12 protein-coding genes are annotated in these 12,691 nt (G+C 45.8%); all 12 read right to left on the bottom strand.

The genetic code is table 11. The features are described from left to right. Window positions 1-117: 117 nt before the first annotated feature. A complete protein-coding gene (locus tag ACY2RQ_RS10205; protein ID WP_490112863.1) occupies window positions 118-726 on the bottom strand; it encodes a TerD family protein in 609 nt (202 codons plus the stop codon). An 84-nt stretch (window positions 727-810) separates the two neighbouring features. Then, complete coding sequence (locus ACY2RQ_RS10200; RefSeq protein ID WP_490112862.1) at window positions 811-1,713, bottom strand: HpcH/HpaI aldolase/citrate lyase family protein; 903 nt, start codon at window positions 1,711-1,713, stop codon at window positions 811-813. After that, complete coding sequence (locus ACY2RQ_RS10195) at window positions 1,710-2,816, bottom strand: cysteine protease StiP family protein (RefSeq protein WP_490112861.1); 1,107 nt, start codon at window positions 2,814-2,816, stop codon at window positions 1,710-1,712. The genes ACY2RQ_RS10200 and ACY2RQ_RS10195 overlap by 4 nt, the downstream gene beginning before the upstream one ends. Beyond that, window positions 2,816-3,589, bottom strand: coding sequence for an HAD family hydrolase (locus ACY2RQ_RS10190; protein ID WP_490112860.1), 774 nt, complete (start codon window positions 3,587-3,589; stop codon window positions 2,816-2,818). The genes ACY2RQ_RS10195 and ACY2RQ_RS10190 overlap by 1 nt, the downstream gene beginning before the upstream one ends. Next, on the bottom strand, window positions 3,579-4,685 hold the full coding sequence (locus tag ACY2RQ_RS10185; protein ID WP_490112859.1) for a phosphoribosyltransferase domain-containing protein: 1,107 nt from the start codon (window positions 4,683-4,685) through the stop codon (window positions 3,579-3,581). The genes ACY2RQ_RS10190 and ACY2RQ_RS10185 overlap by 11 nt, the downstream gene beginning before the upstream one ends. 132 nt (window positions 4,686-4,817) lie before the next feature. Then, window positions 4,818-5,396, bottom strand: coding sequence for a TerD family protein (locus tag ACY2RQ_RS10180; protein ID WP_490112858.1), 579 nt, complete (start codon window positions 5,394-5,396; stop codon window positions 4,818-4,820). Between the two features lie 59 nt (window positions 5,397-5,455). Next, a complete protein-coding gene (locus ACY2RQ_RS10175; protein WP_490112857.1) occupies window positions 5,456-6,028 on the bottom strand; it encodes a TerD family protein in 573 nt (190 codons plus the stop codon). 217 nt (window positions 6,029-6,245) lie between these two features. Then, window positions 6,246-6,698, bottom strand: coding sequence for a tellurite resistance TerB family protein (locus ACY2RQ_RS10170; protein WP_490112856.1), 453 nt, complete (start codon window positions 6,696-6,698; stop codon window positions 6,246-6,248). Window positions 6,699-6,963: 265 nt separating this feature from the next. Continuing rightward, window positions 6,964-8,127 (bottom strand): TerD family protein, encoded by a 1,164-nt coding sequence (locus ACY2RQ_RS10165; protein ID WP_490112855.1) that lies wholly within the window; start codon window positions 8,125-8,127, stop codon window positions 6,964-6,966. A 151-nt stretch (window positions 8,128-8,278) separates the two neighbouring features. Next, entirely contained in the window at window positions 8,279-9,775 is a 1,497-nt protein-coding gene (locus ACY2RQ_RS10160; RefSeq protein WP_490112854.1) for a helix-hairpin-helix domain-containing protein, read from the bottom strand. Next, the gene (locus ACY2RQ_RS10155) at window positions 9,768-11,498 is read right to left on the bottom strand and encodes a PP2C family serine/threonine-protein phosphatase (protein ID WP_490112853.1); all 1,731 of its coding nucleotides are present in this window, start codon (window positions 11,496-11,498) and stop codon (window positions 9,768-9,770) included. Before ACY2RQ_RS10155 ends, ACY2RQ_RS10160 begins: the two co-directional genes overlap by 8 nt. A gap of 152 nt (window positions 11,499-11,650) precedes the next feature. Next, window positions 11,651-12,682: a TerY-C metal binding domain-containing protein gene (locus tag ACY2RQ_RS10150; protein WP_490112852.1), complete on the bottom strand. Its 1,032-nt coding sequence runs from the start codon at window positions 12,680-12,682 to the stop codon at window positions 11,651-11,653. Between the last annotated feature and the right edge of the window lie 9 nt (window positions 12,683-12,691).

Genomic DNA, 12,691 nt, shown 5'->3' with positions numbered 1-12,691 from the left:
TCTTTCTTATAGACATGCCTAAGAGGTACAGCTATATGCTGCTGCACCTCTTAGTGGTAGATGTTAAATTTTTTAAGGCATACTCAAAAAACTGTAATCAGGCCAAGTCTGTATCCTTTAGATGTGATTACGAGTGAATGTCTGAAGCGTACCTTCAAGCTTTCTATCTGCAGTAGATTCACCAATAGAATGGAATTTCCATTCACTGCCTTTTTTATAAAGCTTGCCCATGATCATGGACACCTTACCAGAAAAAGTAGCGTCATTAGCCAAGTCAAACGTAGCAAAAACAGATTCGACACTTGTAGGTGTACCCTCATATAGGCGGATTGACGCAAAAGGAATATCTTTGAAATCATGGCCTCCGAAGGAGTTCAGTACAAAAGCCAGCGTCTCAGCATTAGGGTTGATTTTTGTTAAATCAACACTAATCACTTCATTATCCAAGCCATCGTCCCCATCCATATCGCCTGTGAGATCATCACCGCTATGTAAAACACCACGACATTTAGACTTCAAATTACCGAAATAAATAACATCCAGCACTTGCCCATTCGCATCAAAAACGCCAACAGAAGCATCCAGATCAACGGCTTCTTTTTTTATACCTCCAAAAAAACCTTTTTTGGTAATCGCACCCCAATTCACCCCAACACACATGCGCAGCAAAGTAGATCCGTTTTTCTCCAGGGAGATACGCTGACCTTTTTGAAGAGAAATAGCCATTATTTAAAGCTCCTTATAGTAACCAGAACAATGATGCCACCCGAGCAAACGGGGCATCACCTTGTGACACAACACCTGTCGGTATTACCCATTGGCTGCCGCCAATTCTTTCTGATGAAAGTTTTCTGCCAACGCCAGAGTTCTTTCTGCCCAATTAGCATGACAAGTACGTTCCATCATTTGCCCGCTTAACTGAAACACAGCTTTTGCATCGACATCCAAAACGGCCTGAGCCTGCTCAATATGAAGCTGTGTATACCGCGTGTACTGCTCTTCAATAATTGACAACTGATTAGGGTGTATAGCTGTTTTGGCATACATCCCATAACTAATATCTCTCTCGACCTCTTGCGAAAGAGTTGTACGGTCATCAATAAAGTCAAAAACGGGAGCAGAAATTTCATACCCATGAGGTCGAAAAGTCAGCAATAATTGCTCAATCACCATACGTAATGGTGTGTCGTATGCACACAATCCCGGCAAGCGCTTTAACCCCATCAGATTCATAAGATCATTGCCTCCAATACGAAGGCACACAACACGGCTCTTTATATGATCCAACTCCATGCGGATGCGGGGAAGCAGGGACGTATCTAAAATTTGAACACTTTCCAGCGTAGGCATGATCACATGATCTGACCGATGCTTTGCCAGTACAGCTCGATACAACGGTAACGTAGTCAGGTCTGACTTGGGGAGAACAAACCCTTCTATCTTCTCAATACCCGGTAAAGACAGGATTCTATCCAGTATTTCAGGAGTACGAGGCCTTACAAATCGCAAGAAACGCTGATCATTCCGCAATAACTTCAAACTGGAGGCTAATTTACCAAGGGCAAGCTGAACTTCATCGGGATTCACTGAATCCTCAGTACAGAACACCATGCTTCTTGCCCCCAAACCATTCTGCATAACTCGCGTCAGGCTGGGATGAATACAGGGAGTATACAGTGTTGCACCCAACGAAAAATAAGATAAAGGCCTCATGCCACTACCCCCTGCAACACGTCTTTGATGATCGCGCAGGCCCCAAACGGCATATCTGGCAACTCTATCAAATCAATTTTCTTTTCTTCGCACAAACGTATCAGGTGAGAAACATCTTCTGAACTTTTGTTCTGCACCAAAAGTAAATCAGGGACTCGACGAAGCATGACACGCGTTGCTTCAGCAATACCCGGCTTTATCCGGTTTATATTACTAACACTGTAATGAATTTGAATATATTGGAGAAATTTAGCGGTCATTCTCTGGCGGTCTTCGCGAGGAATAATAACAGGGCTGATACGCCGAGCCCCCACAAAACAGGCACTGACTTCATCAACAAACCAGACAGACCGATCAACATCATGTAAATGGTCGTAACGAACACAGCCATGAAAATCATTTTTCGATATCTGATCATTCAGGACAGAGCGAGAAACAAGTCCGGAAACTGTAGAGTTCATGAGGGCAGACGGAATCGTATAATCATCATATGTAGCTGCTACATCAGCACTTCCTCCGATGTCAGAGACTACAAACAGCTCTGGTGAAATGTGAACTCTTCGGCTCTCGTTATAATCACCAACAGCCTGATGCAACTCATTAGTGATCACACCTTTCGCTGTCCAGCCGTCAACAAAGACTAATGATTCAGGGTCGTGGCCAGCCGAGATAATATAATCAAGAGCATTAGTGTCTATTCCACGATCGCGGATAATACTGATACTGAAGTGAGTACTTTTACGTCCCAGATGCTTATTTAAAGCTCGCTGCAATAAAACACCAACAGGCGTTCCTGCTCGGGCCAGTGATACAAGGCAAATATCGCCCTGTTTGCGTTCTGAAATCAAGGAAGCCAGCAACATCACTTCGTCAGCTAAGCGCTGGCAGTACTGTGCCGTCATAGAGAGGAAAAGTTGAGTATATTCAGCAGTTGGAGCCTGCTCCTGATGAATCATCTCAGAATAATGACGCTGACCTCCTTGTATTAACCGTTCCTTATCTTCAATGGAGAGAAAATCTCCCGGGATGGGTTTTAATAAAAAAAGACAGTCATCAGCCGAATAACTTCCAAGGATTGGCTTATTTGATACGGATACTGTCATTAGCCCATACCCTTATCAATTTGGCTGCCTCTGGGAAATATTCCAAAATGAGCTTCCCGCAAAAATGGCAGGTCCGTTAAGCTATCCCCTATCCCAAGCACAAGGTCCTGTGAAGAAATTCCAATATCATCCATTGCATATCGTACGGCTTGAGCCTTGCATGTATATGGAGCCATCAGCGCCATATTGTTCCCATTAATATGCAAACGTACGCCCCAGGATGACATATCCTTGAAACTATTGAGCTGTTCCAACAGTGAGTTTAAATACTGCTCAGCCTGCTCTGTATCATTAGACTTAATACTTATGTATGCACTAATACCTTGCTCAGCGATAACCCTGGTGCGAAGCGGAAGCTGGCTTATCTCAATCTGACTCTCTACCATCTGATTAAACGTATCTAAGCGCCCTGCCCAGGCATCAATATTGAAATTCCGGGTAAGGTAATCCATCCATGGGGCATGCAGATGACCGTCTCTGTTCATTATTACCGCACCATGGGACAGGATTCGAAGATCACCAAAAAGCTCTCCTCCCAACACATGACGCTCAAAAGCAGCATGGTTACGCCCAGTGACTGGAATGATTGTAGCTCCGCCACTGTGAAACATACTTAACAGAGCCCACTGCTGAGGCGTAGAAAATGAACTGGGTTCACATTTTTTGTCCAGCGCTGCAACTTTTGACGGCATACCAGCCGGAAGTTTTCGTTCCGTCTGAAACAGTGTGTCGTCTAGGTCAGTAAATACCCAGACTTTCGATTCAGACAACATCAATGACTGGTTCCATATCGAGCGTACTTATCATAGGGAAGCAACGGGCCAATTCATGTTCCTCACGCCTGGACTCATCTTCCAGAATGACAACGACATGACGCTCACTCTCGGCCAGATTATAGATATAGTGCTCGACAGGCCGGTGATCGATAGAGAATGCTCTCTTACTTTTTATCGCCCCACCTAGGAGGACAGGTGAACGGGTTGTCGATTGAAACAGTACATCCCGGCCAGCCGACTCTTCTCTCTCTGCAATCAAAAATGGCAAATAAAGGTGTTCTCCATCCCCGACGACAGTTAACGCACCATTACCCTCAATAACAGGAAGATCTCCCTGAAAAGGCATCTTCATACCACAACGCCCCATATCCTCTATCGATAGAGATGTTGATAGATCTTTATCAACATTTTGCGGCAATTCAGCAACAAACGTAGGGTCACGGGTAAATTCAAACTCACCTTCCAGCAGGGAAACAAAGCGTACAGGAACGGGTAAACCCTGAAATGGTGTCTTTGCATTCTCATGCAGCCAGCTCACCAGAGAGACAACAACAATCTCTTCTACGTTTGGCAAGTGTGGAAGAAGGCGCTCAGCCAGAAGTAAAAGTGTTCGCCCGGTAGAAATTTCATCGTCGACAAGAACCAGACGTTTAGACGAGGAAATGCCTTCACGACACATGTCGCTCGGCTTATACAGCAAATGATCAACTGCATGGCTGTGGACCTCATCAAGCTGAAGCCACAGTGGTTGCTGCAAATGATGACGGGTCGTGTGTTGGTAAAAAACACTGGAAGAGCATATCTGGCTCAAACTGTCTGCGACACCAGCACCCAGCCCTGTGGCTGTTTCGGCCATGCCAACAACGTAAGTGGAGCCACCAGAAGCGATTAAAGTAGCCAATTCATCATAAATAGACCGCATTGCACTCGGGGCTACGGGGATATGCTTTCCAAGAATCTTAGATACAAATAAGAATCCACGTTTAGGGTTTTCGCGACTGGCAAAATCCAACAACTCATCGAGTGAACGCCTCTCATGAGTGGTACGGAAATTCAGCTGTCCGGCGCGAATACCAAAAGTAGATAACGTCATAAAAATTCCGCTTTTATCTTGCGCAAATCCCTTTTAAGACACACAGCAAGTAAAAATAATAACAGTAAAAAACAGTAAATATGACAAAGCCCATCCCAGCATATGCGGGAGGGCTTAATAATATTAAGATGCCTAGCCGATGTTAACACCGTACTCTTTCGCCATTGGACCTAAGCCACCAGCAAAGCCCTGACCAACAGCTTTAAACTTCCACTCACCATTATGGCGATACAACTCACCAAAAATCATCGCAGTTTCGATGCTGTAGTCCTCAGTCAGGTCGTATCGAGCAACTTCAACACCGGTTTCATCATTCACAACACGAATAAATGCATTGGCAACCTGACCAAAGTTCTGGCCATTTTTCTCTGCATCATGAATAGTAACGGTAACCGCAATCTTATTGATATCAGCAGACACTGAAGACAAGTCGATTTTAACTGCCTCGTCGTCACCATCACCTTCACCTGTGCGGTTATCTCCCTGATGTACAACAGAACCACACTGAGAGGTCAGCTGATTGTAGAAAATAAAATCGTGATCACCGCGTACTTTTCCATTCTCCCCTAACAGGAACACGGAGGCATCCAAATCAAAGTCCTTCCCATCGGTAGCACGCTCATCCCAGCCAAGGCCGACAAGGATATTTTTGATACCTGGATCAGCCTTCTCCAGAGAAATATTACCGCCTTTAGACAAAGAAACAGCCATGACATTTAACTCCTTTCTAGCATGAAGTGGTAAGTTGCCTCACCATGAAAAAATACCAATCAACTCAGGCCATACGTACCTAGGAACGCTGACAGACCACCAGCAAAACCATCTCCTTTGGCTACAGCTCGCCACTGTCCATCTTTTTTGTAGATCTCTGCAAAAATCAATGCTGTTTCAGCACTGTAGTCTTCAGTCAGGTCGTAACGCGCTATGTCTGCATCATTTTCCAGGTTGGCGATACGGATAAATGCATTATCTACCATGCCAAAATTCTGATTACGGGAGCCTGCATCATGAATAGTCACGGCAACCAGCAACTTCTGAACATTCTGAGGGATTTTACTGAGATCAACAGTGATAACTTCATCATCGCCATCACCTTCCCCAGTGAGGTTATCTCCCTGGTGTACGACAGAACCACAACCAGAGGTACTAGCATTGTAAAATACAAAACCCTGCTCCCCGATCGCTTTATCAGCTTCATCCAACATCAAAACGGAAGCGTCAAGATCGAAACTCTGACCATCGGTTTTACGCAAATCCCAGCCAAGGCCAAGGTGAAGCTTGGTCAGCCCTGGTGATTCTTTCTCAAGGTTGATTCGAGAACCTTTATTGAGATTAATAGCCATTCTGGCCTTCCTGTAGTGAGTAAATTATCGTAAGCGCGAATAAAAAACCTGAAAAGCTACATTGCAGAAATACACAGACATCACGCGAATCCATAGTCGTATATGTACAGCCTGCATACAAGGATTGCAAGAGGCTTAGTCACTCCTTGTTTTACAACTTTCCAGAGTAGGTATACCCCTACTCATTGCTTTATCTCAAGCAATGAGTTAGCAAAGCTTAAGCTAGATCAAACTCTGCCGGTAGCAAACCCAGCTCGATCGCAATACGGCAGGCAATAGCTTTCTCGTCTGCATCAAAATCTCCGTCAGATGCTCCGATAGCAATAACCATGCGCATAATCAGGCGAGCTTGTTCAGGCTTGTTACGCATTTTACCGATTGCCTGAAAAGCTTTGGCTTCACCCACATCCTTGTCAAATTCCAGAGTTTCAATATGGTTTTTAAACGTACTAATCACATCACTGGTTTCATAGACAGACAGTGCCTCATTGCTCTCAATGAACGCCATCATTTTCTGTTTTTCTTGAGAATCAATTGAGCCGTCTGCCATCGCGACCAGAGCAGAACCGGCCAGGCTTGCACTCAAAAAATCCTTAGACTTATACTTCAGGGCTTCGGTTTTCAACTCATTAAATTTTTCTTTACCCTGTCTCAACAAATTTTTCAACACTCTGATATTCCTTTTGTACGACTTATAAATAACAGTCTCAATCCATGCTATGGACTGAGAGCTATAAACAATCACCATGAGATAAATGTCATCAACAGTGCTTGAGTAAATTCTTATAACGCAACCAACCTTAACTTGCTCTCAACTGTATACCCTTAAACCTAGACGGACATTCAGGATACCCAGTTACTATGGTGTCTATATACTTCATCCACACTAAAATTATCATCGAAGTTTAACGATGAACGAGAGTTCAGACCTTTTACTATTTACTTCCCACTTTCCATCTCATACCCCAGCCGTAGGCTTCGTCCATCTGGGAATGACCTCGACGAAAATATTTCACATCTTTACGAATCTGCAAAGCACCATTTACATTTTCCAAGAGTGCAATGGCACACATACCTTCACCTTGGGAATGGTTATCAAGATTCACAACAATTTCAGGCTGATCTGATGATTGAATTGTAACTTTAGCGAGTGCTTCATTCCAAGCCGGAGCTCCTTCGTAGATAAAGGCATAAATCAACACACGATGGATAGACTCCCAGTGTCGAGCATTAATACGTAGCGTTTCTCCAGCCCGACTATTGCCAGTACGGTCATCGCCATCAAGCGCAATATATGGAGGTCCAGACAAGCGACCAAAGCTATTACCCAGAGCTTGAACGGTACCTTTATGTCCACTTTTAAGTTCGAAAAGACAGCCAAGATCTAGGTCAATTGCACTCGCATCGCTCCCCCGGAGAAAATTGCCAAAGAAACCTGAGCTGGCGGGCACACGACTCTGCCAGTTCAAATTAACAACAACCTCACCTAATGAGCGTCCCTTTTTTTCTAGAGAAACTTTATCGCCACTTTTTTCCAGAGTGATTTTTCTTAAGCTGATCGGCTTGGATGATTCTTTCGTTTGCGAACTTTCAGCCTCATCAATTTCCACCCCAAAGCTCTCTGCCAGTGGCTGTAGCCCACCATTAAAGCCCTGTCCAAGTGCTCTGAACTTCCAGATACCATTACGACGATAGATTTCCGCCATGATCAAAGCACATTCATTACGCCCTGTTGTATCCAGATTAAAAGAAAACATCTCGCCGCGGATGTTACAAACAACTTGTTGCAGGCCGGAAACTGTCTGCCTTTTTTCCTCCCCCTTCTGCAATGTCAGGCAAAATGCCAGCTTTTCCACCCGCTCTGGAATTAATCCTATGTCCATCGAAAAGCTATTATCTTTAACGGATAAAGTAACTGCCCGACCGAGAGCACAATTGTTAAAAAACACAAAATCATTATCACTACGCACCTTGCCCTGGCCTGTCAGCGCAAAGCAGCTGTAGTCAACAATATACCCTGAGGGTATCTGTTGAGCTTTAAAGGTTATAGTTAGTTGCTGGCCTGAAATTTGTACATTTTGCCCTGATTGTAACTGCATTTTTTATCCAGCTGTTTTCATAGAATCGAGGAGTCATACTGCAATTTTTGGTGGCTTCGAAGAAGCCCCCCTGAAAACTCTAGTCTCCAGAAACCTTATCGCCCCACCCATTACATGTCCAGCGACTTATATCCACTCCTACCTCCTTTCCTCAACCATTGACTAACTGCACCACGAATAGTCGACCACCGGGCTCTTTGTTACAAAGCAGTTGTAACCCATCAGTCAGCTCAACATGACTGCCAGTTCGAATCCGTTGTTTGCTAGCCACATCCGTTAAATCGTCCATCCTTTCATTAACAAGCAGCCACTTATTTTGGTGTTTAATGAAGTAGCCTACTCGCTTTTTGTTGCTATCAACCAAACGCTCGTTAGGCACTATCTGCCTGTTAATATGATAGGGAAACAAAGACTGATCCCGATACACCATCAGGCGATGATTATCCGGCTTAAAGCTCTGGCCATCCCGCGACGAATACAAATTCAGCACAGGGAGCTGCCCCTGGTATCTGGCCCCACAGAATGGGCAAACCGGGCTGGTCGTGTTATCAAATACATACCAGCGTTGGGAACAGCCATCGTTATAGCATGGCTGAACAAGGTCTAACGATTTGACCAAAGCTGTTTCCCACTCATCAGCTGTTGGCCTTACAGCGGGATTGTGCAAACCATCTATAAAGGCACGTTCAAACAGCTTGCATAAATAAGGTCCAGTGATCGTATACGGCAGCTTTTCTGTATCTTTCCAGGGTAGCTCGCTCTCGCGAACATTATTCAGTTTGATACGATTACCAGTCTCGGTCGGGTGCTCAATGAACAGTGCATTTTCACCCATGGCCAATGTTTCATCTTCATGGGGATCCAGTGCGTGAACCTTATCGCCCCGGAGAGGGTGGCGCAGTAAAAGGTAGTGATACACAAGTACGGCAAGCGCATGCCGATCCGTGTAAATACTTGGCAATTTTCTCTGCGGATCATTTTTATCCAGGTGCGCCGTTGCCACACACTCAGGGGCAATAAAGTCCGGTGTTCCAACGACATCCGGCGGATATTTACCCGGCACGACCAGCCCATCGACGTCAATCACGCTGGTCCGAGCCTGAGTTGGTGCAATGAGGACATTCTTATAACTCAAATCAGAATGAGCCAGCCCGGCCGCATGCATCCGTCGGACCGTACGGGCAATTTTCAGGCTGACCTGTAAATAGTTGAGCCAGTGACCACGCTCCCGCGGGTCAAGGAAGCGTGTCTGGTTATTTGGGGAGGCATACCATTTCCCCTGTTTTTCTTTGCCTTTAATTCCGAGCATATCTCCATTAACACTGCCGTGCTCAAAGAAAAAATGTTTGGGATAGACCGGCATAATCAGGCCCAGCTTGCCCTGGTATTCAATGACCTGTTCGGGCCAGCAGAACATACCTTTCCAATACTCGCCGCCTGGCGCGTTAAAAATGCGTTCACGATAAACACTGGTAATCATCTCAAGACGATCACGAGCAGCGGCACCCTGAGGTTCTCGATAGAATGCAACAACTTTGGTTTTGCAGGGCGTGAAATACACATCTTTCATTGCCCCGGAACCAATCATTTCATCAACATACTCGATGTAATCATCATTGGGTAACGGGACACGAACAATATTACTCATGCCTGCCATCTCCGGTAATCAGCGCAATGGAACGATCATCATGGTTTCCGGGTACCCAGAAATTAAGCCATTCCAGCATGGCCGATTCAGCCTGATCAGATGATCCTGACAGTTTTGCCGCAATTTCAGCCCATAACGCATGCCATGGCTCATCCTGGCTCAGCATAATTTCAGTTTCGAACTTTGCATCCGTGATGCCGTCCGTCATGGCCATGAGTGTTGTAAAATCCTGAAGCAGACAAATTTTAACACGCTGGTAAATCGCATCAGACTGGAATAAACCGGCCTCAAGAAACCGTGTTTGCCCCGCGAACTCACCACTATCCGGTGTACAAAGCAGATTGACACCCTGTTCTTTGTCATACGAAACAATCGCGCCATCACCAATAGAAAACGTGGCTACGAGGTGGCCTTTCTCTGTTTTCTTATGAATCAACAATAGCAATGTTGTGGAAAACTCTTTGTTAGCAAGGTTATGCGTTTCTGCCTCACCTTCAATCGCCTTGGCGGCCTGAAAAGCTGCATTCACCAAAGTCTCTCGCAAAGCGCTGACTGTTGCCTTGCTGAAGCTGATTTCAAGGTCGTCCTGCTCCAGGCAGACAGATACAAGCGTGTCGCCCATCGGACTGTTGAGCACATTCGTCAGGTGGTCAGCGGCAACTTTCACCGCAATCTCTGAGCCACGCCGTGAATAACTGCAACTGCCCGCACCGTCAGCCACTGCCAGAATATGCCAGCCACTCTCCTGCAGATGTTTCACGCTGGCTTCATCATCTCGGTGCGCCCCCTTATGGGCATGACTCCGCCCCCGGCGGCTGACTGCCATCATTCGGTAACAACTGGTATCTATACTGGCACTGGCCATATCCGGCTTATGGAACAGTGCCTCCTGGTCAGAGGGTAATTCCTTCCAGAGAGAACGCGGGTCAGGATTCACCGTCATACGTGCAATAACGAATACATCTTCCCGCCGGCTTGCAGGTTTATCATCACTGCCACACAAATAACCCTCAATGCGAACGTCAAAATCACCTGCCTGTTGTGGTGTGCCCTTTACCTGCTGAAAGTCTTTATCAAACTCAACATGCAAATCATCCGAAATATGACAAGCCTCAATATAAAGATTATCTACCGGCACTTTTTGTTCATACTCACGCCCACACATTCCATTAGGCATGTTGACACGAAGAGTCCTTCTATCGTTCTTGGGCTTACCAACCACTGTGAGCTTATTTACTGACACGTCAGATGATTTATCCTTATCATTGTCCATAACTTCTCCGGAAACGGTGGGAGTCTGATCATTAACACCCAATTTTTCTATCGGACAAGCATCCGGGCTACAGGTTTGGGCTAACGCATCTTCCTCGGTCTCAATGGGTTGCCCTGGCATCAATGGAGAGTCTGTCTCTTCATGATTATGCCCATCAGGCTCAAGGGAGGTTGTCAGGCTAGTGACTGGCTGGGGGGGATTTTTCTCTTGTTCAACAATCGATGCAGCAATAAACTCGATAGGAACGACATCCTGACACTCAGGGAACTCGTTGCCAACATTACCCATATCTCTATCCTGCCCACCCTGAGATGACTCAACTTCACCGCTTTTATCATCTTCAGAGCACTGGCTCCCTGATGACTTCCCCCCCTCCTCCGCGGTTACTGAACAGGAGAGGTTAAAATGTGCCTCATCTACAACTACAGAATGGATATCCAGATGCTTCATATTCTGTAATACGGACGTTTTAACAGTTTCAAAAATAGAGCAAAAAACGGTATCGCTTAATAGTTGGTTTATCAGTGCATCACTGGGATTTTGCCCTACTGCAGAGACCAAATCACGCACCTGACAGAAAGATACGGGTCGCCGTTGTCCCATTATCCCCGCCCTCGCGTAACATCAAAATCACCACTACTTCCTTCAGAGAACAATCCCGTATTTTTACACCAGGGACAGGTATACGGACCTGGTCCGTTAGTACAAAGCAACTTCCCGCATCCACACATCGCAAACGCTGTCGCATTACCGCAATGGGGACAGGGGGGAACACCTGCCAGTTCCTCGGTGTTGACTTGGGGGCCATCGTTACTTGATGCAGACCAGGTAAAAAAGCCTTCTTCAACAGCGAATGCCCCCTCCAGGTCGTACTCCTTGCCACAAAACGGATTATCTTCACTGCGGTTGTATTTAATAAGATAGGGGCGCTCACTTTTCTGACAACGCCCGGTGAGAACAACGACAGAGTCGTCAACACCACTTTCTACATGTGCAGGGAAATCCTTAACAAGGGTAAGGCCTGTGGGTTTCTTGGCCAGAGATACACCGTCAACATGAGCTTTCACAGAATGACTGGTCGCAGTGACTGATGCACTCACCCAATCAATAAACTGCCTGAATGCTTTTTCATCATTTCCTTCGAAACACAACACATCATCAGTCAGGCTGGAAAGTATTGACGTGTCGGCCTGACTACCAAGAGTAATAGCAACTAACTGCGCACGATGGGAAAATTGAGTTTTCCATCGCGTAATAGCGTTATCAGTCTGATCCGTCGGATGCCCGTCAGTCATCAGAAATACCACTGGTTTCCAGTCACCACGACGTTCGGGAGTGGTTTTAACGACATCACGTTCGATACTACTCATCAAACAGTTCAGGGCATCGCCAAGTGCAGTACCGCTTCCTATAGGTAAGCGCGGTGGATAGAAGCTGACAACATCAATCAATGGTGCAATAACATCAGCTTTCCCGGCAAAAGCAATCACTGAGAGATATACGGTTTCCAGTGCGTGAGGATCTGTCCGCAGGGAGCGCACAATTTGCTCCATACCACTTTCCAGCTGCCGGAGCGGAGAACCAACCATGGATTCTGAGACATCCAGGACAAAATAAACCGGTAATCGGCGCATTCTTATCTC

The sequence above is a fragment of the Parendozoicomonas sp. 209JJ7-1 genome (assembly GCF_058147085.1).
This window is presented reverse-complemented; position numbering and strand designations above follow the sequence as displayed.